This window comes from Devosia beringensis (genome assembly GCF_014926585.1).
Lineage (GTDB): Bacteria > Pseudomonadota > Alphaproteobacteria > Rhizobiales > Devosiaceae > Devosia > Devosia beringensis.
The window spans coordinates 3,347,304-3,372,833 of sequence record NZ_CP045422.1; the positions used below are offsets into that span (position 1 = coordinate 3,347,304).

Genomic DNA, 25,530 nt, shown 5'->3' on the forward strand with positions numbered 1-25,530 from the left:
TGGGTCAGGTGGATATTGAAACGCCTCGCTTCAGAGGCGGTCCATGACGTCGGCCAGAATGCCCACGCCGGTGCCGATGCGATCGGCCTCGATGGCGTTGAAGCCAAGCCGCATGAAATTGGACGGAGCGGTGCCGCCGAGAAAGAACTGCTCACCGTGTTCGACGATCACGCCCTTTTTCGCGGCGGCCCAGGCGAGTTTGCGGGTATCCACCGCGCTGGGGGCCGCCAGCCAGAAGGCACTGGCACTGCTCGAGCCGATGCGGCTGCAGGCATCCAGATCGCTGCGCAGCGCCTTTTCCAGCACGTCACGTCGACGGGCATGTTCGGCGCGGAAGCCACGCAGGTGCACGTCGTAATAGCCTTGCGCCAGAAACTCGGCGAGCATGCGCTGATTGTTGAGGGGCGGATGGCGATACATCAGGCGCCGTAGCGCCCGCAATTCGTCCACGAGATCGGCATCAGCGACCAGATAGCCCAGGCGGAGCCCCGGCGAGAACGGCTTGGAGAGGCTGCTGACATAGATCACCCGTCCGGCCGTGTCGTCCGACTTGAGGGCGGGCAGCGCGTCACGATCGAGGTTGAGTTCGGCATCATAGTCATCTTCGATGATGATCTGGTCGTTGCGCGCGGCCATCTCCATCAGCTGCGCGCGTCGGCCGGCACTCATCGATATGCCGGTGGGCACCTGGTGGCTGGGCGTCAGATAGACGTAGTCACTGCCGGCCAGGTCAGGACCGATGGTCATGCCCTCGGCGTCAAGGCCATGCAGCTGGATGCGCGCGCCATGCAACTCGAAAATCGACAGTGCGTCCCGATAGCCTGGGGTTTCCAGTGCGACCGTGGTGTTGCGGCCCATCAGCAGGGCGGCCAGCAGGTAAAGCGCGTTCTGCGAGCCGATGGTGATGAGGATTTCGTTGGGCTGGGCCCAGATGCCGCGCTTGGGCAGGACCCGGCTGCGCAGCTGCTCGATGAGCATCTCGTCGTCGCGATCGAAACGGTCGTTCAGCCAGCTGTCGGCGCTCTCGGCTTTGAGCGCCCTGCGCGAGGATTGCCGCCAGCGCTCAAGCGGAAAAAGGTCGCGCATAGGCTGGCCGTAGACGAAAGGGTAGGGATAGCTGGCCCAGTCCTGTGGCTTGGCAACGCTGGACATCAGCCCCGGGCGGAGCTGGAAGCGGTTTTCCCAATCGGGGCCCGAGCCGGAGGGATTTTCACTCTGGGTGTTCTTTACTGGTGCCTCGAGGCGCTCACCCGAGCCCGCATAGGCATCGTCGAGGAAAAAGCCCTTCTTGGGCCGGCTACGGATATAGCCGCTGTCGACCAGGCCTTCGTAGACGGCGTTGACGGTGTTTCGCGACACCGACAGTTGCTCGGCCAACTTGCGGCAGGATGGCAAAGGCTTATCGGCGGCGAAGTGGCCCGCCAGAATAGCCGACACCATGGATTCACGCAGTTGCTCCTGCAGGCTTCGTTCCGCAACGAACCGCATGGGAAAAAAGTGGTCGTGCATCTGCCGCTCCGCTGTCTGGTGCATGGCAGACGATGCAATTGTTGCGCCAACCGACCGAAAGTGGCGGCGGGAGGTCGGGTAGGGGGTCTGGTGCGGCCGTTCCATCCCGCGATCGGTAGCCCCATTGTGCATCGTCACCACTCCATTCCCGCAGGAGTCTAGGGGTGCAGCGCTTCCTGGGTTAGTGCCAGTTCGATGGCATTCCTTGGCCAGAGGATGCTTGCGGTGATGGTCCTGTAAAAAAACTGGGCGCTGGTCCTGGCTGGTTCATCTGACCCAAGACCGCGCAGAAACTGGCACTACCGCCTCTTGAATAGGCAATCCTATGCTCAGCCTACAAAGTCGGCAAACCTGAGCGACATGCCGGCACCCGATCGAACAAGCGACAGGAGCATAGAGTCATGCAGCATCAGAGAACGACGCCGGTCCTTTCGTCTCGCCTTCTGCGTCATCTGGTTATCGCGGGGGCGGTATTGGCCGGCACACTGTCAGCCCATGCCGACATGGCGGATATCAAAACCCGCGGCTACATGACGGTGGCTACCGAAGACGACTACGCACCGTTCAACTTTATCGTCGACGGCCAGCCGGAGGGCTTCCACAAGGAACTCCTCGTCGACATGCAGGCCTATGCCACCGAGCAAGGCATCGAGGTGCGCCAGGAAATCCTGCCCTGGACCGGGCTTCTGGCCTCGGTGTCGTCCGGGCAGTACGACCTGGCCTTTACCGGCGCGCTGGTCACCGATGAACGACTGCGGGTGTTCAACTTTGCCCCACCCTTTGCCTCTGCACAGCACTTCTATGTCAAGCGCCTGGGCGATGATCGCCTAAGCGACATTGCCAGCCTGTGCGGCAAGACCGTTGGCGTGCAGGCCGGCAGCGCTCTGCTGGCTCGCTTGCCCGAACTCGAAGCAATGATGGCCGAGGTCAATTGCGAGATGGGGGAGGTGGTCGAGTACCAGTCCTATCCCGAAGCCTATGCCGATCTGGCCAACCAGCGCCTCGACTATGTGATCAACGCCCTCATCTCGATCAATGATCTGGTCAAGAATCGCGGCGACGTCTTCGAGAAGGGCATCGCCGTCTCGGGTGATGGCTTTGCCGCCTGGCCGATCCCCAAGGAGAGCCCCGAACTGCTCGAATTTGCCAGCGGCTTCATGACCCTGATCCGCGACAATGGTCGATTGGCCGAGCTGCAGGAAAAATGGTTCGGCGAGACCTTTCCTACCCTGCCGATCGTGCCGATCCAGGAGGTCGATCAATTCCACGAACTGGCCGGCATGAACTGATTTCGTCAGGCCCGGTGCGTCCGCACCGGGCCTGACAGTTTGCGCCCTCCCTGCCTTTCCCGCTGGCAACAACGGAACCCCCTATGACCGAACGAGCCTGGTTGCTGCTGCTGGAAGGGGCTTGGGTGACGCTATGGGTTTCGGGCGTTTCCATTGCGATGGGGCTGGTGATCGGCCTAGTCATTGCGCTTGTGCGATCCGCGCGTATTCCCGTCATCGACCAGATAATGGCCGTCTATGTGAGCCTGGCGCGCGCCACGCCGCTGGTAACGCTGGTGCTGTTTCTGTTTCTGGCCGCACCCACATTGGGTCTCTCGCTGGATCGCTACACCGTTGCAATCATTGCGTTGACCTTGAATACCGCAGCCTTCAACGCCGAAATCTGGCGCACGGCCTTTCTCAACTTCTCGCCCGAGCAGAAGGAGGCGGCGCTCGCCTGCGGCATGACGCCGGCGATGATGTTCGGCAATATCATGCTGCCGCAGATGATCACCACCAGCCTGCCGGGCCTCGTCAACGAGATGACCGTCCTGATCAAGAGCAGCCCGGCCATCGCCATTATCGGGCTGGTCGATCTCACCCGCGTCACAAACCGCATCAGTGCCGTGACCTATGAGCCGCTGCCGCCCATCCTCGCCGCCGGCTTGCTCTACATGATCATCATCAGCGTGCTGCTCAAGCTGCAATCGCTCACCGAGAAACAGGCCAGCCGGCTGGCCATGTAGGAACGACCATGATCGAATGGACCATTCTCTGGGAAGCGCGCGACACCATTCTGAGCGGATTGTGGCTCACCATCTGGCTGTTTTTGGTATCGATCGCAGGCGCCTTCGTGCTGGGGTGCCTCGTGCTATACGGCCTTGAGCGGGGCGGCGTGCTCGCCTGGCTTTTGCGCGCCTTTGTCAATGCGATGCGGGCGCTGCCCTTCCTGGTGTTGGCCTATCTGCTCTATTATGGCCTGCCGCAGCTGGGATTGCGCATGAACGCGGTCACAGCCGGTCTTGTCGCCATGATCGTCTATCACGGCGCCTATTTGGCCGAAATCCTGCGGGGGAGCCGAATGGTGCTGCCGCCCGGCACCATCGAGGCAGCGCAGGCCCATGGGTTGATGCCCAGGACGATCTTCACCCACATCATCCTGCCCCAGCTGCTGCTGCGGACGCGCCCCTTGATCGGCAACCAGCTGATTTATGCCATCAAGGATACATCATTCCTGGCCATCATCACCGTGCAGGAACTCACCGCCGCCGCCAATGCGGTCCAGGCCAGCTATTTCATCCCGATGCCAGCCTTCGTCGTCGTCATCCTGCTCTATTGGGCGATCAACGTCTGTATCGAGCTCGCCGTCAGCAAAGCCGGCATTTTCGGCGCAAAACGAGGTTTCGAAAATGTCTGATCTGCCCGCGGTCGAGATCCGCAAGCTGTCCAAGAGTTTTTCAAACATAGAGGTGCTGCGCGACGTGGATCTTGTCGTCCACAAGGGCGAGGTGGTCAGCATCCTGGGCTCGTCCGGCTCGGGCAAGTCGACCCTGCTTCGCTGCATCAACTGGCTGGAGCAGCCGGACAGCGGTTCGGTTTTCATTGCCGGCCAGCGCATGGGCTATAATGCCGAAAAACACCGGCCGATGACCAATCGTGAAATGGCCGCCACGCGCGCCCGCACCGGCATGGTATTCCAGAGCTTCAACCTCTGGCCGCATCTCACCGTGGCCCAGAATGTCTCGATCTCCCCCATCAAGGTCAAGGGCATGGCCAAGGCCGAAGCGCGCGAACTGGCGCTGCAGCTGCTCGACAAGGTCGGTCTGGGCGACAAGGCCGAGGTCTATCCGTTCACGCTATCGGGCGGGCAAAAGCAGCGTGTCGCCATCGCGCGGGCCCTGGCGATGAGTCCGGAAGTGATCCTGTTCGACGAGCCCACTTCTGCGCTCGACCCCGAGCGTGTGGGCGAGGTGTTGCAGGTCATGCGCGATCTGTCTGGGGAGGGCTACACGATGGTGGTGGTCACCCACGAGATGGAGTTCGCCCGCATGGTCTCGGACCAGGTGGTGTTCCTCGACAAGGGTCTGATCATCGAGAAGGCAACCCCAGAGGTCTTCTTCTCCAACCCGGCTTCAGAACGGGTTCGCCGATTTTTGGATCGGCAGGACTAGCTTTGTCGCCAGTTGCCCTTGCACAGGCAATGGCCCGCCGTCGATCGGAACATGTCGATCGGGTACATTTGGCAGCGTTCTTGCGTCCGATTTCGGGGATGCAGGTTGAGGTCGCCAATAGGCTCTGGACGCTGGAAACAAACGGCCGAGAGCGCACCAATGCAGTAGCACAGTGTTGCTTGGACCAAGCACCAGCTGGCCGGAACAGATCAGGGTCTGAACTGGATCAATGCGGCCATCGATGAAACAGAGTTGGTGGCGATTGCCGCTGACGCTCTTGTCGAACAGCGCACGGGAACGCCGCCAACAGACTTCTGGTAATGAGCGAGCACGCAGCCCCACGATGCCGCTTCACCGCGGCATCGTAGATCCTGGAGATGACGTCGAGTGTGTCGGCGTCGCCCAGACCAGGGGGATATATGTGGTCGTCAACACTACCCACTTTATCCGGGCCGGGTCACATGCTGATCAGGTGACCGATCAAGGCGAGCTCCGCTTTCTGTCAGCGCCCGTGCCGATTGGGCAGGCCATTCGCGCCAATAGTGCGAATGTCAGAACGGGCCAGACCAATATCGCTGAGGGTCCGGTCGCTGAGACTATAGAGTTCCTGGTGGGTGTTGCGAATGCGGCGCTTGGCGCGCCAGGTATCGAGAACGCTGATCATTTTCTGCTCCGGTTGAGTTCGCGGTTTCTAGAGTTTTTTGGGGAACGCCGCCCCACCCGTTCGGGCGGGCCTTTGCGGCTTTGTTGCTGCCACCCTGCGAAAAAAAAAGCGCCGCCCGGCAGGACTGCGGGCGGCTAGTGTTTGGAAGTCGGACACCGGCCTGACGGCATCGGCGGCTTAGCGTTAGCGAAGTCTTAGCGACGCGGCCCCACCCATTTGTGTGGGTGCGGCACGGACCAACCCGTCTGCGCGAGGCAGGAAAGAAGCGCGGTGAAAAGTGACAACGCGATGAGCACCGCCACAAAAGCAAGCGCGAGGAGCAGCGCTGGAACCAAGCCAAAAACATCTTGGCCCACAAATACCAATCCGATGAGGACATAGGCAGTCAGTGGCAGGTCGTGTTCAGTCCTTGGCATGATTTTGGCTCCGCAATGCAATTGGTCAGCTCAAAGACCATGATTGCAGCGATGCCGTCGCCACCCAAACGTGTGGTGATCTCCAGGCCTTGGATTGTCCGAATTGCAGGCGCCCTACTTGCTTGGATACAAGCAACGCGACAAAGACGAGATTCGATATTAGGTTGTTTTTTGCGCGACACCGCTCGACCAGATAATGGTGTGATCGCATGAAAGTTGTGACGTGAAGGTTTTCTTCAACATTGGGATGCAGGCGGCGACTTCATGAGTGCCACGATACTTTGTGTCGAAGACGAGGCGGACCTTCGCAGCGATATCTGCGAGGAACTGGTTGCCGCCGGATATCAGGTCGAAGAAGCAGGTAATGGTCAGGAAGCCCTGGACCTGTTGCGCGAACGTTCCTTCGATCTCGTGCTATGCGACATCACCATGCCGCGCATATCTGGCCTCGACCTGTTGCAACGGGTCCGGCAGGCGCCCGATCTTGCCGATCTGCCATTCGTTTTTCTGACGGCATTGGCGGGGCGGCAGGACATCATCGCCGGCAAGGCAGCCGGCGTCGATGACTATCTGACCAAGCCGATCGACTTCGACCTGATGCTGATTACGATCGCAGCGCGGCTCGACCAGGTTGCCCGCATAAAAGGAACGAGGCCGCCGACGGACGCCGCCGAGGGGCAAAGCCTGCGCGCCGCCCTCATGGGCGCGGATGAGGCGCTCAACCGGATCGCGGTGGGCGTTTTCCTGCTCGACAGCGACCACAGGGTATTGTTCCGCAACCGGCGCGCGGACCAATTGTTGGAGGAGCGCGATGGCATCAGCCTTTCCCGCGACCTGCTGTTGCGTGGTGGCAGACCGCAACAGACCCAGGCCCTGCGCGACATCATCGACAGGGCCATAGCGAGCCTGGCAAATGGCGCCCGCCAAGGCAGTGAAGCGGTCGCCCTGGAACGCGACAGCGGCAAGCGGGCATTGGTTGCGGTCGCCTGTCCGCTCGGCAAGGGGGCGGCCGCCGTGGGTGAGCCGGTAGTGGGCCTGTTTGTCACCGATCCACAATGGCGCTCAAGCGATGCCGCGCAGGCGGTGGCGCAGCTCTACGGACTGTCGCCAGCCGAGACCCGGCTGGCCCTGGCGCTGGTGCGCGGCCTGCGTCTGGATGAGATCGCCGAGGAGTTCGGGCTGTCGCGCAACACGGTGAGCTATACGCTCAAGAACCTGTTCCGCAAGACCGAGACCGATCGCCAGGCCGACCTCATCAGCCTCTTCATTGCCAGTCCGGTGGCCCTGGGGCCCAATTGATATTCATGCGGCGGGCCGGCGCGTCACACGGCCACGCCGGTCTGAAAGGCCAGCTGTCTTGTTCGACGGATGGTGGCGCCTGTGGACTGACTTTGGCCTGAATGCGGGGTCTGCCGCCACGATGGCGGCAATGCCAGCATCAATGCTGCGGAAGATACTGGAGAGCTCGGGATGGCGGGCAGTGTCAAAATCGGTATGCTGGGAAAGCCGGTGCATTTGAGGTCCTCATCTGGGTTAGGCGCCCAAGCCATAGGGCAGGGCTAAAAGGGTTAGGGCGAGCACGTAAAGGCCCGACAGCAGGAGCGTGCGGCGCATGATGGTGAAACCCGAAAAGCTTTGGACAGGTACCGCATCAGCGGGTTGTCACGAGGTTTAGGCTTGGCTGACAGGCGGCGCCGAGCCGAATGGGACCGGCGCCGTTGTGTGCCAAAAACGGTCGGCTTCAGGCCGGCGGAATGTTCTGGTTGAGGCGGAACAGGTTGGTTGGATCATAGCGGCTCTTGATCTCCCGCAGCCGCTGCCAGGTGGCGCCGGCATAGGACCGAGAGATAATGTCCGAGCCCTGTTCGCCCAGGAAGTTGACGTAGGTGCCACGCTGGGCGCCACCGAGCATCGCCGCGCAGCTTTCCGCCCATACATCGTGCCGAGCTGCCGCTTCGGCGCTGCCGTCCATGGCAAGGAAGGCGACAAGCATGGCAGCATCCCGATGGGCATAGGCCGTTGCATCAGCCGGAATGCGCGCTGCCGCACCGCCCAACACCCGGAACTGGGCCATGCGCATCGGCGCGTCGCAGCGCTCGAGCTGCCTCAGGATGATGTCGGCATCGTCCTGATCGAAATCATCCTTGAACAGCGTCCGTATCGACAGCGCTGGTACCATGGAAGGGTCTTCAGGCAGATACATCATGCTGTAGGGACCGGGGCGGACAAGATCGGCAACGGGTTCGGCCAGCGCCCGGAACGGCGCCAGCGCGCGCTGCGCGTCGTCGTCCGGACCGGCATAGGCCATCATGCCGATCAGCACGGTCGTGCCGATCACGTCGGGCGGCAGGAACGGCATTGGCGGGGCGGGCATGGCCAGCAGAATAGCGCTTAACTCATCGGGCGCGGCCTTGGCAGCTGCGATGAACCCGCTCAGCGCCGCCGGCGTCGCCGGGAGCACCAGGGGCCCGCCGGTGAACGCCGGCAAAGGATTGAGGCGATAGCAAAGGCGCGTCACCACGCCAAAATTGCCGCCGCCGCCCCTGATCGCCCAGAAGAGCTCGGGGCTGTGGCTCTCATCGACGGAGAGGATACTACCAGCGGCGGTGACAATCTCGGCAGCGATCAGCGAGTCAAGGGTGAGGCCGAATTTTCGCGTCAGATAGCCGACGCCGCCACCAAGCGTAATGCCGCCAATGCCGACGCTGGCGGAATCGCCGAAACCGACCGCCACGCCATGCGGGTCGAGGGCCCTCGTCAAGTCTCCGGCGGTCAATCCGCTGCCCGCCCAGGCGGTCATGTTGTGCAGGTCGATATCGAGGGAATTCAGCTCGCGCAGGTCGATGACGACACCGTCCTGGCTGCCGCTGTGGCCGCAAACGGAGTGGCCGCCGCTGCGTACGGCTAGCTCGAGATTGTGCCGGCGGGCGAAATCTACCATGTCGGCCACGTCGCGCGCGCTGGCGACCCGAGCGACAAATAGAGGGCGATGATCCCAGTTGCTGTGGGCGATGGCGCGCAACGGATCGTAGTCGACGGCGTCGGCCGTAACGATCCGGCCTTCCATGCGCGCTGCGAGCTTTTCGATGGCGATGGCAAGAAGGGGCGCAATCATGGGGGCGCTGACCCGTGCGTGGACGTTCATGTTCTCTGCTCCATTTGGCGCCGATGGCGCTGCATGAGCGGCGGAATAGAGCAAAGGATGTCTGGCATCCCCACCCGTTTGCGGGGGATGCTTGGGCAAATCGCAATTTATCCCACCCCATCTTGGAACAGGGTTGGATGGACACACTTATAGTTGCGCCAATCGAAAGATTCTTCGTGCATGCAGTGTCTCCAGGACGTAGTTGTTATGCGTGGTTCTGTAATTTCACGAGGCATTGGGCATGTCTTTGAACATCTGGACGTCTGGTCGGACTTTTCGCACTGGTTGGCAGATCCTTGTGGGTCTGGCGGCGACTACCCTGTTTGTCGTGTCCGCCTTCGGGCAGACCTTGGAGCCGCTCCCCGCGCCAGCCGGTCCGGTTATCCTGACGGTTGCTGGCAGTATCGAAGTGACCAATGGTAACGCTGGTGCCGCGTTTGATCGCGACATGCTCTACGCACTTGGCATTTCCGAGCTCACGACATCGACGCCATGGACCGATGGTACCAGGGTGTTTTGGGGCGTTCTTGCGCGGGCCGTGCTGGACCGCGTGGGAGCGACAGGGGCGACTGTCCTGGCCTCCGCACTGAACGACTATACGGTTGAAATCCCCATGGAGGATTTTGAGACATACGATGTGCTCCTCGCCACCGAAATGGACGGCGAGGAAATGCTGGTCAGCGACAAGGGTCCGATTTGGATCGTCTATCCGCGCGACAGCGACTCGGCATTGCAGGACCGGCGATTGCATGACCGCTGGGTCTGGCAACTCAAGGCCTTGCAGGTGCGATGATAATACGGCCGTGGATGTCGCGGCCGTTCATGGCCGCAGCGCTGGCGCTGACCGTTCTGTTCGTCATCTTGCTGGCGGCGGTCATCCGGCTGGCCGTCAACGAAAATCGCCTGGCGGGTGAACCGGCCGAGGGCGTCGTCTGGTTTTCAAGTCAGGCGCAGTTCGAAGCCATGCGCCTGGCAGATTCTGTGCTGCTGTTCGAGATGGGGCGGGTGGCGCGCGACGAAGTCATCTTGCGCTTCGACCTGCTCGACAGCAGGCTCCGTCTGTTCGAGGAGGGCCAGATGACCGAGCGGGTCGCTGGCATGAGCTATCAGAACGAGATTGCGGGCGTGCGCAAAATCCTTGATGGCCAGCGGGGACAACTGACAGGTCTGGATCGCGCAGACGCCGAAGGCCTGAACGCGCTGCACGACGATGCCCATGCGGTCTCTCTGACCATGCGAGACTTTGCCAATGCCGGTATGCTGGACGGCCGGGACCGGCAGGAGGCTTCGCGCGCCAGTCGCCGTCAGATCCTGCTCGAAATCTTCGGCTATCTGCTGGCTACCCTGGCGGCGGGTGTGCTGGTGAGCATCATTGTGGTCCGCAATTACCGGACCATGGCGCAAGCCGAAGCCGCATTGGCGCAGGAACGGGAGGTGTCGCGCCTGCACCGTGCCTTCACCTCGGTGGTGTCGCATCAGTTCCGCACGCCACTCTCGATCATCGATGCCAGTTCGCAGCGCATGTTGCGCCGCGCCACGGTAATGACAGCGGACGAAATCGTCACCAGGGTCAGCAAGATCCGCAATGCCTGCCAGCGCCTCACGAGGCTGATGGAGAGCACGCTCAATGCCGCCCGGCTTGAGCAAGGCGAGATAGCCTTTCATGCGCGTAGCTGTAACCTGCATCATCTGATCGCGGCCGCTTGCGACAACCAGCCCGAACAGGACCAAAGCCGCATCGATTGCGCCCTGGAGAGGCTCCCGCAACTGGTCATCGCCGACAGCACGCTTCTGGAGCAGGCCATCCAGAACCTGCTGTCGAACGCCCTGAAATATTCGCCGCCCGATAGCCTTGTACTAGTCCGCGGCGCCCAGCAGGGCAACGATGTCCTTATCAGCGTGGCGGACCGTGGCGTCGGCATTCCGGCTGACGAGCTCAGGTTTATCAGTGAACGTTTCTTTCGCGCCCGCACCGCCGAGGGGATTCCGGGAACGGGGATTGGACTGAACTTCGTGTCGCAAATCATGGTGCTACACAGGGGACGGATCGACGTGGATAGCGTCGAAGGCAAGGGCTCAACCTTTACCCTGATCTTTCCCTATAGCAGCCCATCAAAGCTTTATGCTGCCTCGTCTGAGCAGGCCGGTTAAGCTCGCCTGCGTCATTGACGGCCTGCCAATACGCCGCCACGGGTGTGACCATGGGCTGTGCCAGGGGCTCGCGATCTGGTTTGCGGCCCAAAGTTGCCTCTAATCGGGCGGGGCCATGATAGTGACACGGTAGTAAACGGCAGTAAGCGGGCTCATTACATCAGAAGCGCTACAAGGAATTATGTGCGATGGAATTTGACATCGCCGCCTATCTTGAACGGATTGGCCTTGCTACCCGCCCGCCATAGACGCTCGACGGCCGCCGCACCTGCAGGCTACACAGCTGAGCTCCATAGCAATCGAGAACATGGAGCCGATGCTGGGAGGTCCGCCAGACCTGTCGACCGCTGGGATCTCGGACAAGCTTGTCGTTGAAGGCCGCGACGGCACGGCGGCGGAAAGGGTGGAAAGCCGCCCGTCCGCGACTTCTCAGGCCAGCTACGGTTGCTGGTCAGTTGGTGTCGCCAGTTGCTGTGCAGGAATCCCCCGATAGCAGCCGGCTAGGTCTGAAACGAACGCCGTAGCGCTGAACTAGGTGGGCCAGTCTGTGGCTGCGACTCCCGTGGCTTTCGAGTGGAGCCGCTACATTGAGGCTTCTCGCAGCCTAAAAACCTTGAGGGATAGACCAGAGCCGGAAAATATGGCTTCATCGGGCTTCAAGCGCCAGAAACAGCACGTGGTCGAATGAGACGTTTTGAAGCTCTTGATGCTTTTCGCGGCCTCGCAGCACTGGGTATTGTCGCTGTCCACGTCGATTTTACTGCCCGTCCTTGGTGGGTGCCCGAAAACGCACAGCTTTACCTCCTAGTCGACTTTTTCTTTGTGTTGAGTGGCTTTGTCATTAGCCACAGCTACTCGCGCCGGATCGAAAACACTGGCGATGTCGGCATTTTTATGTGGCGCCGGCTGGGACGGGTGTGGCCGCTGCACATGGTGATGCTGGCATGCCTGTTGATGTTCGAGGTACTTAAGGTGGCCTTGACTGCCACCGGCGCCCCTTCGATTGAACCTTTCACCGGCTTTGCCGCCCCAAACTCCATCACGCAGAATCTACTTTTGTTGAACAGCTTGGGGACCACCCCCGGACTGTCATGGAATGTGCCAAGTTGGAGCATCAGCGGGGAGCTGGTGGCCTACCTGGTCTTTAGTGGGGTCATATATTTCGCGGTACCAGTCCGCCTGGTGTCCATGGTGATTGTCATCAGCTGCCTCGCTGTGCTGATGAATTTCTCGCCCCGCGGGATGGACGCAACGTTCGATTTCGGCGCCATCAGGTGCATGGCGGGGTTCTTTGCTGGTTGCTTTGCATACTCACTCTATCGAGCACGGCCGGCAGCGAGCGATAGCAATGACTTCTTATGGACCATCGCCGAACTGGTGACCTTGGTGGTGGTCCTGTCGTACTTGTCCATCGCGCGCACCACGTGGCTCAGCTTTGCTGCACCGCTGGTGTTTAGCGCCTGCGTCCTTGTGTTCAGTATGGATCGCGGGCTTGTTTCGAAAGCCCTGCAGGCGCCTTGGTTCGCCTTTCTGGGCCGGATTTCCTACTCGATCTACATGGTGCATTTCGTGCTGCTGGCGGTCGTGGTGCAATGCACAATGGTGGTCGCTCGCCTAGCTCCAGCGGTGTCTGCTTGGTTTCCGTTCAAGGACGACCTTTTCACGCTTGGTTTGCTCCTCCTCGTCATAGCGGGCTCCAGCGTCACCTATCGGTTCGTCGAGTTACCCGGCATGGCCTTCTTTCGTCAGTTGGAACGCCGAAGTGGCCGGCGGCAAGCTGAGTCAGAAGATCGCCCCCGCACCCCTTATTAATGTGGGTCAGTTCACGGCGACGTTTCTAGGCCTTAGTAATCTCTAGAAGCGACGCCCACAGTCCCACATCTAGCTACGGTTGCGGCGAGACAACAACGCGTGGACAGTCCCGACGATAATCAAAAGTGGGCCCAGCAGGACGAACATCCCGACGGTCCCAAGTCGCTGGACGACTGTTGCTGATTTTTGCCGCATGCGAGCCTCGCGTGTTTGCGGGAACCGGACCGCGCTGGCGGTCTCGTGGGCGTTCCAGGCTTGCGCCAGGCTCGGGATGATTATGGCAAACGTGGTGTAAGATGTTCAGTAGAACCAGTGGATAAGGTTAACGCAGCGACGGCCAAACAGGGATCGGCGCATTGCTTGTGCCTTGTTAAGCTTGCGTTTACCACTCGGCATTGCCGGATGGATATTCGTGCTCTGATCCGTGTTCAAGCACTGAGCATAGAGGTTGACGAAAGCTGGCTCGTGAAACGGATCTACGAACTTCTCTTGGAATTGGGATACCCACCCAGCGGCATCGATTGGCTTCGCAGGCACAGGCTGCCCGCGATCATAGTGATGGCTTTGCTTTCATGGGCTCTGTTCCTAATCGTCGGCTGGCTGATCTGGTGGGCGTTTACCTAGCTACCCCCACACCTACACTTCGCATATTGGGCTCAGACCGGCTGAAACTCGCCCGTAGGAGGGCTCCATGGCCGGATATGGCGACGACGACAGCGGGGGTCACCACTTGGCTGACCGAGAACGGCTAGGGTTATCCACTGCGGCTTGACGTTAAGTGCGTCCACAAATCCAATTTCCGGCGCGGCATATCAGATGCATATCGGATCATCATGCGCGATGGCCCTCACGCGCTGATTGATCTCGAGAAACGTCGGTAAAGATGACCGCGGGCATCCAGCAGCAGACCATGCTTCGGCAATAGTGGGGTCGAAATTCACGGCCTGGCGCGCCAAATCGTCGAGCCGGGCGTCATAGATCCGCGCCGGCAGCTTGACGCCATAGACCTGCAGTCCGCGCACTTCGTTCTTCAGGTCGATCAGCCGCCGGAGCCAAGCTTTGCATGCTGCTAAATGCAAGTTAATTGCCTTACTGGGCATGGCCGAGCATATGACTACACTAATAGACCGGCGATTGCCGATTGCACAATGTCTAAAAGTACAATCGGATCAGTGGGTTGTAGTCGTGCTATTTTCGGGAGCTACGCCGTTAAGCCATCCCTGGAAGTGCATAGCAAGATGTCCTTGCTGCCAGGGCTCTTCGACATGACGATGCAATGGTCGGCGAAGAAAGTGATGCCGAGATTGAGCGCTGTGCGCGCATTCATCCATGATGAGACTTCAAGGAACTTGTCCGAGCGGAAAGTCTCGTGGGTTCCGGTAGTCAACCAGCGGCCGTCGCTGTGCAGCGAGAATTCGTTTGCGATCGCAAAATACGGCTGCGGCTTGGTCTTCGTGGTCTTCTTCATGGGCTAGGCCTCCTGTTGTGAAGGCCTTCCATTTATACCGCGATTAGTTTCACAAAAGTTGCACGTCGAGCATTTTGCCGGCCGGAGAGACCGAGAATTCGAATCAAATGGGATCGAAAAATCTCCAGGACACACATGCCATCCTGCCCTATACAACTGCCCATGGATCGCTTGGCGCATAAAGTCGGCGGTGCACCCCGAGCCGAAACCGATCATCCGTCGGACGGCTGCGTGGGCGTGGGTCGGAACCGGCCTAGACTACAATCACAATGAGATTGCAGGACACGAATACAGCTGGATCGTGCCCCATATCGTGGTGTAGCTCAGGCTGGGCCTCACCGCTTTTCCGGCATGGGCCGGGCTGATCAGCCAGCCACGGCTGGCAGGCTGACGAGAGGATCATCGCTCAATGGGGCGACGGATTCCAGTGTCATATATCGCGACCTCTGGACGGCCCACTCATCGTTTTGTTCGAGCAGGATGGCGCCGACCAGCCGGATGATGGCGTCGTCATTGGGGAAGATGCCGACGACCTCAGTGCGGCGCTTGATCTCGCCATTGACCCGTTCGATCGGGTTGGTGCTGTGGAGCTGGACGCGATGCTCCCAGGGGAAGGTCATGTAAGCCAGCACATTGGTCTCTGCCTCGTCCATAATTGCGGCGAGCTTGGGCACTTTGGGGCGAATCTGATCCGCAACAGCCCGCCATTGGCTACTGGCCGCCTCTGGCGTTTCCGAGCAAAGGCGGTTGTGATGAAGGCACCGGCGACGCGCCGCCCGCTCTTGCCGGCATGGGCCAGCACATTGCGCATGAAGTGGACGCGGCAGCGCTGCCAGGTGGCGCACAGCACCTTGCCTAGCGCATCATCCGTGAGCTACCTGGCGAGCGGCGCGGATGAGGTGCTTGAAAAGCTCGAATTCGCTGGGTCGTAGGCCGCAAAATCGGGCGAACTGTAAACCAAGTCAAAAACTGTAAATTGACGGGCTGGACGATCGAAAATGAAAATGGCTGAAGAGCGCACTAATGCTGGAGGTTTCTGGTGCCGGCAACAGGGTTCGAACCCGTGACCCCCTGATTACAAATCAGGTGCTCTACCAACTGAGCTATACCGGCACACGCGCTGGCATTTAGCATCGAAGTGTTTGGCCTGCAATGGGCAAGGCGGGTGAGATTGTGACCCCCGCAACGCTGTCAATGCGGGGCAAAGAGCGGGCCTTGCCGGACTTAAGCGTCCAAGGCTTGGGGTCAGGCCAGGCCGGCAAAGTCGCTCTGGTCGATGTCGTTGAGCGCCTTCATCATCAGGCCCTTGAAGATGGGTTCCTTTTCGTCGCGATGGGCGACGATGGCGGGAAGGCCATTGATGCGGCAGACCAGGGCGCTGCTGAGGGCGGCGTGGATTTCGGCCCGCATCAGCGGGAAGGCGCGGGCGCCCGGGCCGACGATCAGGATATGGGTGGGATCGAATACTGCCATCATCCGGCTCAGGCCGAAGCCGATGGCGCGGCCGGCCTGATTGAAGGCATGGGTGGCACTGCGGTCGCCCGCCGGGGCGCGGGCCATCAGGTCGTCATAGGCCTGGGCCGGAACGGCAGGGGCGGGGGGCGTGGTGTCGGGCACCGAATAGGCGCTGCGCAGCACGCCATAATCGGCCGCATAGGCCTCGATGCACCCGCGCATGCCGCAGCGGCATAGTGCCCCGTTCGGGATGTGGTTCATATGCCCGAATTCGGTGGCACCCTCGTCGCCGCGGCCCAGGATCTGGCCGCGAAAGGTCATGCCCATAGCCACGGTGGAGCCGACAAAGACGGTAGCGACGCTCGCATCGTGCAGCGCCGGATCGAGCCAGCGCGCACCTTCGGCCAGCAGGCGTCCACGCTTGTAGATGGTCACGGGCAGCGCCAGCGCTTCGGCCAACTGCTGGCCAAACGGCTTGCCGGCGAGATGGGCAATGGGTGACCATTTGAGGCCATGGCCGGGTCGGTCGAGAATGCCCTGCACGGAAATGGCAATGCGGCGCATGGGCGGACCATCGTCCTGATTGCGGCGCTGGAGATAGCCCAGCCGCTCGGCCAGGAAATCTGCCGGGGCGATCTCGGCAAAGAAGGTTGGGGTCAGCGGGGTCTCGATGCGGTCGACGAGCACGCCACCATAGTCGACCAGCGACAGGCGCGCGCGGTTGACGTCGATTTCCACCAGTGCCGTGGCGGCGATGGCCCGGTTGAACCCGACCAGGGTCGCCGGTCGGCCGCGCGTCCGCGCATCGGTGGTTTCGGGCATGGCCAGTTCGACGATCACGCCCTGGGCGAGCAGGTCCTGGGTGATGGCGGTGATGCTGGCATGGCTCAGCCCCGTGACCGCGGCCAGCGCCGTGCGCGAGAGCGGACCCTGCACGCGCAGGGCGCCAAGCACCAGGCCCCGGTTCTGTCGCCGGACGCTGTCGCTGTCGCTGACATTACGCGCCAACCGGTATTCTCCTCGCCTCGAAGCGCAACACACCATTGTCCGTGCCTTAGCGCAAACGGTATTATTTGGGGCTGCCAAATTGATGTTGACTCAATTGGCGTGGCCGTGCGACTTCTTTTTTCGAGCAGCGAAATTAATGCTCAGGGCGCCGGTGGAGGGGGCCCGCTGGGGCTATGCCACCGGCACGAATGTGGGCAGGAGGACCGGCCCACGAGGGAGGACGAACATGAACAAGTTTCTAGCGGTCTTGCTTTGCACGACTGTCATTTCCGGCACGGCCGGCGTTGTCTATGCGCAGGACGGCATCACCGTCGGCGTGTCCTGGAACAACTTCCAGGAAGAACGCTGGAAGACTGACGAAGGCGCGATCAAGGCGGTGCTCGAAGCGGCCGGCGCGACCTATATCTCGGCTGACGCCCAGTCATCCGCATCCAAGCAGCTGACCGACATCGAAAGCCTGATTTCTCAGGGCGCCGATGCCATCATCGTGCTGGCGCAGGACAGCGAAGCTGTCGGTCCGGCCGTGGCTGCTGCCGTCGCCGAGGGCATTCCGGTGGTCGGGTATGACCGCCTGATCGAAAACCCCGATGCCTTCTACCTCACCTTCGACAACAAGGAAGTCGGTCGCCTGCAGGCGCAGGGCGTCTTTGCCGTGCAGCCAACCGGCAACTATGTCTTCATCAAGGGCAATTCGGCTGATCCCAATGCGGACTTCCTGTTTGCCGGCCAGATGGAAGTGCTGCAGGCCGCAGTCGACTCCGGCGACATCGTCAATGTCGGCGAAGCCTATACCGACAACTGGAACCCCGAAGTTGCCCAAGCGAACATGGAGCAGTTCCTGACCGCCAACAATAACGAGGTCGACGCTGTCGTCGCATCCAATGACGGCACCGCCGGTGGCGCCATTGCGGCGCTGACGGCGCAGGGTCTGGCCGGTTCGGTGCCGGTGTCGGGTCAGGACGGCGACCACGCCGCGCTGAACCGCATTGCTCTGGGCACGCAGACCGTATCGGTCTGGAAGGACGCCCGCGAACTGGGCAAGAAGGCTTCTGAAGTGGCCCTCGAGCTGGCCGGCGGCACGGCGCTCGATGCCGTGACCGGCGTGGTGCCGTTCTCGGGCGGACCAAAGGGCGTGGCGATGAATGCGTTCTTCATCGCGCCTGTCGCCGTCACCAAGGACAACCTCAACGTCGTCATCGACGCCGGCTGGGTTGCCAAGGATGTGGTGTGCCAGGGCGTGGCGGCCGGTTCGGTTGCCGCTTGCGACTAAGCTCACCCTGATCCACAGCAATCTGTGAAAAAGATGGTGCCGCGGCGTTCGCGCTGCGGCACTGTCACAAAGGTTGGCGCCACCCATCAGCGGGTCAGGCGCCGCGCCTCCGGGGAGACTAGACTTGGCTGACCAAAGCGCCATTCCAACCACCGTCCATCCCAGCGTCTATGCGCGCAACCCGTTGCAGCGTTTCCTGGTGGCCACCGAACTCGATACGCGCCTATTGGGCATGGTCGGGGCGCTCGCCATCATCTGGATCGGCTTTCACGTATTTTCCGGCGGCCTGTTCCTGACGCCACGCAATCTGTGGAACCTTTCGGTACAGACCTCGTCGGTCGCCGTCATGGTCACCGGCATGGTGCTGGTTATCGTCACCCGCAATATCGACCTGTCGGTGGGCTCCATTCTCGGCCTCGTCGCCATGGTAATGGGCGTGATGCAGACCGACATCCTGCCCAACCAGCTCGGGCTGGGTCTGGGCCATCCGATGATCTGGGTGCTGTCGCTGGCCGTCGGCCTGCTGACCGGCATCGCCATCGGGGCGCTGCAGGGCTCCATCATTGCCTATCTGCGGGTGCCGGCCTTCATCGTGACGCTGGGCGGCTATCTGGTGTGGCGCGGCGCTGCCTGGTGGGTCACCATGGGGCGCACCGTTGCGCCGATGGATCCGACCTTTCAGCTGATGGGCGGCGGGCCGACGGGGTCAGTCGGCGCCTTTTGGAGCTGGGTGGTGGGGATAATCGCCTGCGCCGCCATTCTGATCATGCTCTATGTCGGGCGCCGGCAGCGCCTGCGCTTCAATTTCCCGCTGCGTCCGATCTGGGCCGAGGCGACGCTGGCGTTGATCGGCTGTGCGCTGGTGATTGGTGCGGTCTCGGTCGCCAATGCCTATCCCTGGCCGGTGCGCATTGCCGCCAACTATGCCGAGGCCAATGGCCTGGTGGTGCCCGAAGGCGGGTTGTTCATCGCCCATGGCATTGCCATTCCAGTGCTGATTGCCCTGGGCGTCGGCGTCGTCATGACCTTCATATCCACCCGCACCCGTTTTGGCCGCTATGTCTTTGCCATGGGTGGCAATCCCGAGGCTGCCGAACTGGCCGGCATCAATACGCGCTGGGTGACCGTCAAGATCTTCATGCTTATGGGGGCGCTCTGCGCCATTGCGGCGGCGATCTCCTCGGCCCGGCTCAATGCAGCAACCAACGCCATGGGCACGCTGGACGAGCTCTATGTCATCGCCGCGGCGGTGATCGGCGGCACGTCGCTGGCCGGCGGCGTCGGCACCATTGCCGGCGCGCTGCTGGGGGCGCTGGTCATGCAGTCGCTGCAGTCGGGCATGGTGCTGATGGGGCTCGACAGCCCGCTGCAGTCCATCGTCGTCGGTGTGGTTCTCGTCTTTGCGGTATGGCTCGATACGCTCTACCGCCGTAACAAACACTAGGAGTCCTTGTGATGCTGGACACCAGAACACCTCTCGTGGAAATGAATGACATTTCCATATCCTTCGGCGGGATCCGTGCCGTGGACCATGCCTCCATCGACCTGTTTCCGGGCGAAGTGGTGGGGCTGTTGGGCCACAATGGCGCGGGTAAGTCGACGCTGATCAAGATTCTGTCGGGCGCCTATCGGCGCGATGCCGGCTCTATCCGCATCAATGGCGAGGATGCGACAATCAACAATCCGCGCGATGCCAAGGGCTACGGCATCGAGACGATCTACCAGCAGCTGGCCGTGGCCGACAATGTCGATGCCGCCGCCAATCTGTTCCTGGGGCGCGAACTCACCACAGCGATCGGCACGCTGGACGATGCGGCCATGGAGTCCAAGGCGCGCGAGGTAATGGGGCGGCTGAACCCCAACTTCCACCGCTTCAAGGAGCCGGTAAAGGCCCTGTCGGGTGGCCAGCGGCAATCGGTGGCGATCGCCCGGGCGATCCTGTTCAATGCCCGTATCCTGATCATGGACGAGCCGACGGCGGCGCTGGGGCCGCAGGAGACCACCCAGGTGGGCGACCTGATCAAGCAGCTCAAATCCGATGGTATCGGCATTTTCCTGATCAGCCACGACATCCATGACGTGTTTGACCTGGCCGACCGGGTGGTGGTGATGAAAAACGGGCAGGTGGTGGGTAGCGCCCGCACCAGCGATGTCACCAAGGACGAAGTGCTGGGCATGATCATCCTGGGCAAGGTACCGCCTGGTGCCACGCCAGGGCCGGGAGCCATTCCGGGCTGACCGCGTTAGGGTGAGGTCCGCAAGTGCCGTCACCCCTTGGTTCACATGTCAGCGCCCAAACAACCGCCAGCTTCATCTTCCCCGTCGGTGCTCGACCGGATCATGCCGCGGCACGCGCCGCTCTATTTCGGGCTCGCTATCGGGGGGCTCGCCTTTGCGATTTCGATGTTTGTGACCCCGAAATTCGCGGTTTCGATTGGCGCCAACGCCCTGTTCGTCGCCTATCTGGCGCTGGCGGCGATCAAGCTGCCGCGTCTCAGCGCCGACTATCTCAAGCATCATGCCCGCGACGAGGATACACCCTCAGGCGGGATCTTCCTCATTGTCTTCATCGTGGTGCTGGCCTCGGTGGTGTCGCTGTTCCTGGCGCTCAATGGCGAGAAGCCCGATCCCGCCGAAATGGTGCTCAGCGTGAGCTCGGTGCTGCTGGGCTGGTTCACCGTGCAGGCGGTGGGTGCCTCGCACTATGCCTATGAGTATTATCAGGCACCCGAAGCGAGTGGCGACAAGAAGCAGGACATTGTGGGTGGGCTGGAGTTTCCGGGTGAGGAAGAACCCGACGGCACGGCCTTCGTGTATTTTTCCTACACCGTAGGCACGTCCGTGGCGACGTCAGACACCAAGGCGACCTCCAATGCCATGCGCCGCCGGCTGACCTATCACCTGGTCTTCTCCCATCTTTACAACACCATCATTCTCGCCGCCGCCGTGAACGTGATGATGGCGGGGGGCGGCGGCTAGGCTTGTCGGGTTGCCGCTCGGCGCCCCGCATGCCAAAGCTTGGCCACTTAGTGCCAAGGAGAATCTCGCTCATGAAAACCCGCGCCGCCGTTGCCTTTGAAGCCGGCAAGCCCCTCGAAATCGTCGAGCTCGATCTCGACGGCCCCAAGGCCGGCGAAGTGCTGATCGAGATCAAGGCCACCGGCATCTGCCATACTGACGATTTTACCTTGTCCGGCGCCGATCCCGAAGGGCTGTTCCCCGCCGTGCTGGGCCATGAGGGCGCGGGCGTCGTCATGGAGGTCGGCCCGGGCGTCACCAGTCTGAAAGTGGGTGACCACGTCATTCCGCTCTACACCCCTGAATGCCGGGAATGCTATTCCTGCCGCTCGGGCAAGACCAACCTGTGCACCGCCATCCGCGCCACGCAGGGGCAGGGGCTGATGCCCGACGGCACCTCGCGCTTCTCGCTCAAGGGCAAGCCCATTTTCCACTATATGGGCTGTTCCACCTTCTCGAACTTCACCGTGCTGCCCGAGATCGCCGTGGCCAAGATCGATGCCGCCGCTGCCTTCGACAAGGTCTGCTATGTCGGCTGCGGCGTCACCACTGGCGTGGGCGCGGTGATCAATACCGCCAAGGTCGAGATCGGCGCCACGGCGGTGGTGTTCGGCCTGGGCGGCATTGGGCTCAACGTCATCCAGGGGCTGCGGCTGGCCGGTGCCGATATGATCATCGGCGTCGATCTCAACAATGACAAGAAGGCCTGGGGCGAGCGCTTCGGCATGACTCACTTCGTCAATCCCAAGGAAATCGAGGGCGATATCGTCCCTTATCTGGTCAACCTGACCAAGCGCCGCGGCGATCTCATCGGCGGCGCCGACTACACCTTCGACTGCACCGGTAACACCACGGTTATGCGTCAGGCGCTCGAAGCCAGCCATCGCGGCTGGGGCAAGTCGGTGGTGATCGGCGTGGCCGGAGCCGGCCAGGAGATCGCCACGCGCCCCTTCCAGCTGGTGACCGGCCGGACCTGGATGGGCACGGCCTTTGGCGGCGCCAAGGGGCGCACCGATGTGCCAAAAATTGTCGACTGGTATATGAACGGCAAGATCGAGATCGATCCGATGATCACCCACACGCTGCGGCTGGAAGACATCAACAAGGGTTTTGAGCTGATGCGCGCCGGCGAAAGCATTCGCAGCGTCGTGGTCTACTAAGGACAGATAGGTGGCGCAGCCGACCATCTTCGTCGATGCGGACGCCTGTCCGGTCAAAGCCGAGGCCATGCGCGTGGCCGAGCGGCTGGGACTCGTCATTACCCTGGTAAGCAATGGCGGCGTGCGGCCATCGCGCGATCCGATGGTCAAAATCGTGGTGGTGGCGGCGGGCGCCGACGCTGCCGATGACTGGATCGTTGAACAGGCGGTAGCCAATGATATCGTGCTCACGGCCGATATCCCGCTGGCCAGCCGCGCCATCGACAAGGGCTGCCATGTGCTGGGTTTTACCGGCAAGCCGTTCACGCCGGCCTCCATTGGCATGGCGCTGGCGATGCGGGCACTCAACCAGCACCTGCGCGAGACCGGGGAAAGCAAGGGCTACAATGCCGGCTTTACCCCGGCCGACCGCTCGGCCTTTCTGAGTGCGCTCGATACGCTGGGGCGCAAGGCGAAAGCGAGCGCCTGAGCCTATCGGGCAGGAAAGTGATGGCAGGGGCTCAGTGTCGTACCCGCACAGTTACGGATGATCGGTGTCTCACCGGCGCCTTCACAACTGAGGAAATCGTGCCGCCCTGGGTGTGAGCCTGCGGCCAGTGCGACTATGGTCGCGCCAGCCCAACTACAAAGAAGCTTCATGTCCCAGCTCGATACAAGCATTGCCGCCCAGATCGCCACCGAAGTCGCCGCCCGTCCTGAACAGGTGCGCGCCGCGGTGGAGCTGCTCGATGGCGGGGCGACGGTGCCCTTCATTGCGCGCTACCGCAAGGAGATCACCGGCGGGCTCGACGATACGCAATTGCGACTGCTGGCCGAGCGGCTGACCTATCTGCGCGAGCTGGAAGCCCGCCGCGCGGCGATTCTCAAATCCATCGACGAGCAGGACAAGCTGACGCCCGCGCTCACCGCCTCCATTCTGGGGGCCGCCACCAAGGCCGAACTCGAAGACCTCTACCTCCCCTTCAAGCCCAAGCGCCGCACCAAGGCCGAAATTGCCCGCGAGCGCGGCCTGGGCCCGCTGGCTGCGGCGATCCTGGGCAATCGCAGCGCCGATCCCGTGACGCTGGCGCAGGCCTATGTCACCGAGGAGGTCCCCGGCACCAAGGAAGCGCTCGAGGGCGCCCGCGACATCGTGGTCGAGGGCCTGTCGGAAAATGCTGCTCTGCTTGGCCGGCTGCGTGCCCATATGCGCGACAAGGCCATGCTCAGCGCCAAGGTGCTCAAGGGCAAGGAAGAGGGCGGCGCCAAGTTCTCCGACTATTTCGACCATGCCGAGCGCTGGAACAAGGTCGCCGGCCACCGCGCTTTGGCCATGATGCGCGGCCGCGACGAGGGCTTCTTGAGCCTTGATATCGAGGTAGATGCCGACGTCACCGACCCGGTCAAACCAGCCGAGCGCTTTGTCGCGGCAGCGCTGCAGGCTCAGGGCAGTGGGGCAGCCGACCTCTGGCTGCGCGAGGTCGCCGGCTGGGCCTGGCGCACGCGGCTGCGCGTCTCGCTCTCCATCGATCTCATGGTCGAGCTGCGCGAACGGGCCGAGGTGGAAGCCATCGCCGTCTTTGCCCGAAATCTCAAGGACCTGTTGCTGGCCGCGCCGGCCGGCGCCCGCGCCACGATGGGACTCGATCCGGGCATCCGCACCGGCGTCAAGGTCGCGGTCATCGATGCCACTGGCAAGGTGCTCGATACCGAGACCGTCTATCCCTTCCAGCCGCGCAATGATGTCATGGGTGCGCAGGCGGCGATTGCGGCGCTGATCAAGAAGCATGGCGTGCAGCTGATCGCCATCGGCAATGGCACCGGCAGCCGCGAGACCGAAAAGCTGGTGGCCGACCTTACCGAGCGCCTGCCTTCGCCAAAGCCGACCAAGGTCATCGTCTCGGAGGCCGGCGCCTCGGTCTACTCCGCCTCGGCTTTGGCGGCTGCCGAGTTCCCCGATCTCGACGTCTCGCTGCGCGGCGCCGTCTCCATCGCCCGCCGCCTGCAGGATCCCTTGGCCGAGCTGGTCAAGATCGAGCCCAAGGCCATCGGCGTCGGTCAGTATCAGCACGATATCGACCAGTACCGCCTGGGCCGTTCGCTCGACGCGGTGGTCGAGGACGCGGTGAATGCGGTGGGCGTCGACCTCAACACCGCCTCTGCCCCGCTGCTGGCGCGGATTTCCGGCTTGGGCCCGTCCGTTGCCGAAGCCATCGTCAGCCACCGCGATGCCAATGGGCCGTTCCGCTCGCGCAAGGCCTTGCTGGAGGTGCCGCGCCTCGGCCAGCGCACGTTTGAACAAAGCGCCGGCTTCCTGCGCATTACCGGGGGCGCCGAGCCGCTCGATGCCTCTTCGGTGCATCCGGAGGCCTATGGCGTCGCCCGCAAGATCGTCGCCGCCTGTGGCCGTGATCTGCGCACCATCATGGGCGACAAGTCGGCTTTGGCGGGTCTGAATCCGCAGAGTTTTGTCGATGACCGCTTCGGCCTGCCCACGGTGCGCGATATTCTGTCCGAGCTGGAAAAGCCCGGCCGCGACCCGCGCCCAGCCTTCAAGACCGCGACCTTTGCCGAGGGCGTGGATGACATCAAGCACCTTAAGCCCGGGATGATGCTCGAAGGCACCGTCACCAATGTTGCCGCCTTTGGCGCCTTCGTCGATATCGGCGTGCACCAGGACGGGCTGGTGCATGTGTCGCAATTGGCCGACAAATTCGTCAAGGACCCGCATGAAGTGGTCAAGGCGGGCGACGTGGTCAAGGTCCGGGTGGTCGAGGTCGACGTGCCGCGCCAGCGCATCGGCCTCACCATGCGCAAGGAAATCGATGCCACCGCGCCCACGCGCGAACGCCCGCGCGACCAACCGCTGCGCGCCAATCAGCGCCCGCCGCAGGAGGCGCCGCGCAGCACCGGCTCGTTGGGCGACCGGCTGAGCGAAGCCATGCGCACCAAGAAATAGGCACGCGACGATATGGCCGGTCTCGGGAGGCGGCGTGCTGGCAGCGGCGCCGGCCCTTGCCGCCCTGGCAGGCGCCA

General features: G+C 62.1%; 22 protein-coding genes, 1 tRNA gene and 1 pseudogene. 15 read left to right on the forward strand and 9 right to left on the reverse strand.

The annotated features are described in order from the left end of the window. Window positions 1-30: 30 nt before the first annotated feature. Window positions 31-1,509 (reverse strand): MocR-like pyridoxine biosynthesis transcription factor PdxR, encoded by a 1,479-nt coding sequence (gene pdxR, locus GDR53_RS16320; RefSeq protein WP_193335507.1) that lies wholly within the window; start codon window positions 1,507-1,509, stop codon window positions 31-33. A gap of 401 nt (window positions 1,510-1,910) precedes the next feature. Between pdxR and GDR53_RS16325 the strand changes: the two genes are divergently transcribed. The 4 genes from GDR53_RS16325 to GDR53_RS16340 all read left to right on the forward strand — a co-directional run bounded on the left by GDR53_RS16325 (window position 1,911) and on the right by GDR53_RS16340 (window position 4,948). Beyond that, window positions 1,911-2,798: a transporter substrate-binding domain-containing protein gene (locus GDR53_RS16325; protein ID WP_193335508.1), complete on the forward strand. Its 888-nt coding sequence runs from the start codon at window positions 1,911-1,913 to the stop codon at window positions 2,796-2,798. 83 nt (window positions 2,799-2,881) lie between these two features. Continuing rightward, on the forward strand, window positions 2,882-3,523 hold the full coding sequence (locus GDR53_RS16330; RefSeq protein ID WP_193335509.1) for an amino acid ABC transporter permease: 642 nt from the start codon (window positions 2,882-2,884) through the stop codon (window positions 3,521-3,523). Between the two features lie 8 nt (window positions 3,524-3,531). Further along, window positions 3,532-4,194, forward strand: coding sequence for an amino acid ABC transporter permease (locus tag GDR53_RS16335; RefSeq protein WP_193335510.1), 663 nt, complete (start codon window positions 3,532-3,534; stop codon window positions 4,192-4,194). Further along, window positions 4,187-4,948: an amino acid ABC transporter ATP-binding protein gene (locus tag GDR53_RS16340; RefSeq protein WP_193335511.1), complete on the forward strand. Its 762-nt coding sequence runs from the start codon at window positions 4,187-4,189 to the stop codon at window positions 4,946-4,948. The genes GDR53_RS16335 and GDR53_RS16340 overlap by 8 nt, the downstream gene beginning before the upstream one ends. A 502-nt stretch (window positions 4,949-5,450) precedes the next feature. On the opposite strand, the gene GDR53_RS16345 is transcribed toward GDR53_RS16340, so the two are convergent. Beyond that, on the reverse strand, window positions 5,451-5,612 hold the full coding sequence (locus GDR53_RS16345) for a DUF1127 domain-containing protein (protein ID WP_193335512.1): 162 nt from the start codon (window positions 5,610-5,612) through the stop codon (window positions 5,451-5,453). Window positions 5,613-5,806: 194 nt separating this feature from the next. Then, a complete protein-coding gene (locus tag GDR53_RS16350) occupies window positions 5,807-6,028 on the reverse strand; it encodes a hypothetical protein (RefSeq protein WP_193335513.1) in 222 nt (73 codons plus the stop codon). Window positions 6,029-6,292: 264 nt separating this feature from the next. On the opposite strand from GDR53_RS16350, the gene GDR53_RS16355 reads away from it, so the two are divergent. Further along, complete coding sequence (locus tag GDR53_RS16355; protein WP_193335514.1) at window positions 6,293-7,327, forward strand: response regulator; 1,035 nt, start codon at window positions 6,293-6,295, stop codon at window positions 7,325-7,327. Window positions 7,328-7,769: 442 nt separating this feature from the next. On the opposite strand, the gene GDR53_RS16360 is transcribed toward GDR53_RS16355, so the two are convergent. Then, window positions 7,770-9,173, reverse strand: coding sequence for an FAD-binding oxidoreductase (locus tag GDR53_RS16360; protein ID WP_210321347.1), 1,404 nt, complete (start codon window positions 9,171-9,173; stop codon window positions 7,770-7,772). Between the two features lie 241 nt (window positions 9,174-9,414). Here GDR53_RS16360 and GDR53_RS16365 point away from each other — a divergent pair, with 241 nt between their 5' ends. The 3 genes from GDR53_RS16365 (at window position 9,415) to GDR53_RS16375 (ending at window position 13,136) form a co-directional block, all read left to right on the forward strand. Next, complete coding sequence (locus GDR53_RS16365) at window positions 9,415-9,966, forward strand: molybdopterin-dependent oxidoreductase (RefSeq protein ID WP_193335515.1); 552 nt, start codon at window positions 9,415-9,417, stop codon at window positions 9,964-9,966. A 29-nt stretch (window positions 9,967-9,995) separates the two neighbouring features. Beyond that, a complete protein-coding gene (locus GDR53_RS16370; protein ID WP_193335516.1) occupies window positions 9,996-11,324 on the forward strand; it encodes a sensor histidine kinase in 1,329 nt (442 codons plus the stop codon). Window positions 11,325-12,008: 684 nt separating this feature from the next. Beyond that, window positions 12,009-13,136 (forward strand): acyltransferase family protein, encoded by a 1,128-nt coding sequence (locus GDR53_RS16375; protein WP_193335517.1) that lies wholly within the window; start codon window positions 12,009-12,011, stop codon window positions 13,134-13,136. Window positions 13,137-13,948: 812 nt separating this feature from the next. On the opposite strand, the gene GDR53_RS16380 is transcribed toward GDR53_RS16375, so the two are convergent. From GDR53_RS16380 to GDR53_RS16400, 5 genes and pseudogenes are all read right to left on the reverse strand, one after another. Then, the gene (locus GDR53_RS16380) at window positions 13,949-14,236 is read right to left on the reverse strand and encodes a hypothetical protein (RefSeq protein ID WP_193335518.1); all 288 of its coding nucleotides are present in this window, start codon (window positions 14,234-14,236) and stop codon (window positions 13,949-13,951) included. Between the two features lie 101 nt (window positions 14,237-14,337). After that, on the reverse strand, window positions 14,338-14,604 hold the full coding sequence (locus GDR53_RS16385; protein WP_193335519.1) for a hypothetical protein: 267 nt from the start codon (window positions 14,602-14,604) through the stop codon (window positions 14,338-14,340). Window positions 14,605-14,969: 365 nt separating this feature from the next. Beyond that, window positions 14,970-15,466: pseudogene (locus GDR53_RS16390) on the reverse strand (transposase); the annotation flags it as partial. 175 nt (window positions 15,467-15,641) lie between these two features. Beyond that, window positions 15,642-15,717 (reverse strand) — tRNA-Thr (locus GDR53_RS16395). 132 nt (window positions 15,718-15,849) lie between these two features. Next, window positions 15,850-17,067, reverse strand: coding sequence for an ROK family transcriptional regulator (locus tag GDR53_RS16400; protein WP_193335520.1), 1,218 nt, complete (start codon window positions 17,065-17,067; stop codon window positions 15,850-15,852). A 226-nt stretch (window positions 17,068-17,293) separates the two neighbouring features. On the opposite strand from GDR53_RS16400, the gene xylF reads away from it, so the two are divergent. From xylF to GDR53_RS16435, 7 genes are all read left to right on the forward strand, one after another. Beyond that, the gene (gene xylF, locus GDR53_RS16405) at window positions 17,294-18,337 is read left to right on the forward strand and encodes a D-xylose ABC transporter substrate-binding protein (RefSeq protein ID WP_193335521.1); all 1,044 of its coding nucleotides are present in this window, start codon (window positions 17,294-17,296) and stop codon (window positions 18,335-18,337) included. A 124-nt stretch (window positions 18,338-18,461) separates the two neighbouring features. Beyond that, window positions 18,462-19,781 (forward strand): sugar ABC transporter permease, encoded by a 1,320-nt coding sequence (locus tag GDR53_RS16410; RefSeq protein WP_408639770.1) that lies wholly within the window; start codon window positions 18,462-18,464, stop codon window positions 19,779-19,781. A gap of 11 nt (window positions 19,782-19,792) precedes the next feature. After that, window positions 19,793-20,575, forward strand: a complete 783-nt coding sequence (locus tag GDR53_RS16415; RefSeq protein WP_193335522.1) for an ATP-binding cassette domain-containing protein — start codon at window positions 19,793-19,795, stop codon at window positions 20,573-20,575. Between the two features lie 102 nt (window positions 20,576-20,677). Next, entirely contained in the window at window positions 20,678-21,316 is a 639-nt protein-coding gene (locus GDR53_RS16420; protein WP_193335523.1) for a DUF1345 domain-containing protein, read from the forward strand. Between the two features lie 71 nt (window positions 21,317-21,387). Further along, on the forward strand, window positions 21,388-22,515 hold the full coding sequence (locus tag GDR53_RS16425) for an S-(hydroxymethyl)glutathione dehydrogenase/class III alcohol dehydrogenase (RefSeq protein ID WP_193335524.1): 1,128 nt from the start codon (window positions 21,388-21,390) through the stop codon (window positions 22,513-22,515). A gap of 10 nt (window positions 22,516-22,525) precedes the next feature. Continuing rightward, complete coding sequence (locus GDR53_RS16430) at window positions 22,526-22,984, forward strand: YaiI/YqxD family protein (protein ID WP_193335525.1); 459 nt, start codon at window positions 22,526-22,528, stop codon at window positions 22,982-22,984. Between the two features lie 168 nt (window positions 22,985-23,152). Beyond that, window positions 23,153-25,453: a Tex family protein gene (locus GDR53_RS16435; RefSeq protein WP_193335526.1), complete on the forward strand. Its 2,301-nt coding sequence runs from the start codon at window positions 23,153-23,155 to the stop codon at window positions 25,451-25,453. Window positions 25,454-25,530: the final 77 nt, after the last annotated feature.

What these genes read in the sequence shown, in the direction of transcription:
- pdxR (WP_193335507.1), bottom strand. Translation starts at nt 1,509, where the DNA reads ATGCACGACCACTTTTTTCCCATGCGGTTCGTTGCGGAACGAAGCCTG.
- GDR53_RS16325 (WP_193335508.1), top strand. Translation starts at nt 1,911, where the DNA reads ATGCAGCATCAGAGAACGACGCCGGTCCTTTCGTCTCGCCTTCTGCGT.
- GDR53_RS16330 (WP_193335509.1), top strand. Translation starts at nt 2,882, where the DNA reads ATGACCGAACGAGCCTGGTTGCTGCTGCTGGAAGGGGCTTGGGTGACG.
- GDR53_RS16335 (WP_193335510.1), top strand. Translation starts at nt 3,532, where the DNA reads ATGATCGAATGGACCATTCTCTGGGAAGCGCGCGACACCATTCTGAGC.
- GDR53_RS16340 (WP_193335511.1), top strand. Translation starts at nt 4,187, where the DNA reads ATGTCTGATCTGCCCGCGGTCGAGATCCGCAAGCTGTCCAAGAGTTTT.
- GDR53_RS16345 (WP_193335512.1), bottom strand. Translation starts at nt 5,612, where the DNA reads ATGATCAGCGTTCTCGATACCTGGCGCGCCAAGCGCCGCATTCGCAAC.
- GDR53_RS16350 (WP_193335513.1), bottom strand. Translation starts at nt 6,028, where the DNA reads ATGCCAAGGACTGAACACGACCTGCCACTGACTGCCTATGTCCTCATC.
- GDR53_RS16355 (WP_193335514.1), top strand. Translation starts at nt 6,293, where the DNA reads ATGAGTGCCACGATACTTTGTGTCGAAGACGAGGCGGACCTTCGCAGC.
- GDR53_RS16360 (WP_210321347.1), bottom strand. Translation starts at nt 9,173, where the DNA reads ATGAACGTCCACGCACGGGTCAGCGCCCCCATGATTGCGCCCCTTCTT.
- GDR53_RS16365 (WP_193335515.1), top strand. Translation starts at nt 9,415, where the DNA reads ATGTCTTTGAACATCTGGACGTCTGGTCGGACTTTTCGCACTGGTTGG.
- GDR53_RS16370 (WP_193335516.1), top strand. Translation starts at nt 9,996, where the DNA reads ATGGCCGCAGCGCTGGCGCTGACCGTTCTGTTCGTCATCTTGCTGGCG.
- GDR53_RS16375 (WP_193335517.1), top strand. Translation starts at nt 12,009, where the DNA reads ATGAGACGTTTTGAAGCTCTTGATGCTTTTCGCGGCCTCGCAGCACTG.
- GDR53_RS16380 (WP_193335518.1), bottom strand. Translation starts at nt 14,236, where the DNA reads ATGCCCAGTAAGGCAATTAACTTGCATTTAGCAGCATGCAAAGCTTGG.
- GDR53_RS16385 (WP_193335519.1), bottom strand. Translation starts at nt 14,604, where the DNA reads ATGAAGAAGACCACGAAGACCAAGCCGCAGCCGTATTTTGCGATCGCA.
- xylF (WP_193335521.1), top strand. Translation starts at nt 17,294, where the DNA reads ATGAACAAGTTTCTAGCGGTCTTGCTTTGCACGACTGTCATTTCCGGC.
- GDR53_RS16415 (WP_193335522.1), top strand. Translation starts at nt 19,793, where the DNA reads ATGCTGGACACCAGAACACCTCTCGTGGAAATGAATGACATTTCCATA.
- GDR53_RS16420 (WP_193335523.1), top strand. Translation starts at nt 20,678, where the DNA reads ATGCCGCGGCACGCGCCGCTCTATTTCGGGCTCGCTATCGGGGGGCTC.
- GDR53_RS16425 (WP_193335524.1), top strand. Translation starts at nt 21,388, where the DNA reads ATGAAAACCCGCGCCGCCGTTGCCTTTGAAGCCGGCAAGCCCCTCGAA.
- GDR53_RS16435 (WP_193335526.1), top strand. Translation starts at nt 23,153, where the DNA reads ATGTCCCAGCTCGATACAAGCATTGCCGCCCAGATCGCCACCGAAGTC.